We start from the raw sequence: 394 nt of genomic DNA, 5'->3' as shown, positions 1-394 counted from the left end.
TGATCGGTGGCCCCCAGGTCGCGCTGGGCTACCTTGGCCAGCCGCATGTTACTGCCGCCGCCTTCATCGATGACGCAGGGCAGCGTTTCTACCGCAGCGGTGATCGGGTACGCCTGGATCACCATGGGCGTCTGGCGTTCCTCGGGCGCCAGGACGATCAGGTGAAGATTCGCGGTTTTCGCGTCGAGCCCGGTGAGGTCAGTGCCTGGCTGAGCCGGCAATCGCGGGTACGCGAAGCCGCCGTGCTGGCACGCGAGATTCAGGGGCGCATGCAACTGGTGGCCTATTTCGCGCCGCGCCTGACCCCGGACGAACTGAGCGCCATCCAGGCGCAGGCCCGGGCGCAACTGCCCGAACCGCTGCAGCCGGCGTACTGGTCGAGCCTGGATGCCTT

Annotated in this window: 1 pseudogene; it reads left to right on the top strand. The window is 67.5% G+C overall.

Annotated features, from left to right (window positions below):
• A pseudogene (locus BFP96_RS02280) lies at positions 1-394 on the top strand (AMP-binding protein); the annotation flags it as partial.

The organism is Pseudomonas sp. 34 E 7 (assembly GCF_900005715.1).
GTDB lineage: Bacteria > Pseudomonadota > Gammaproteobacteria > Pseudomonadales > Pseudomonadaceae > Aquipseudomonas > Aquipseudomonas orientalis_A.
This window is presented reverse-complemented; position numbering and strand designations above follow the sequence as displayed.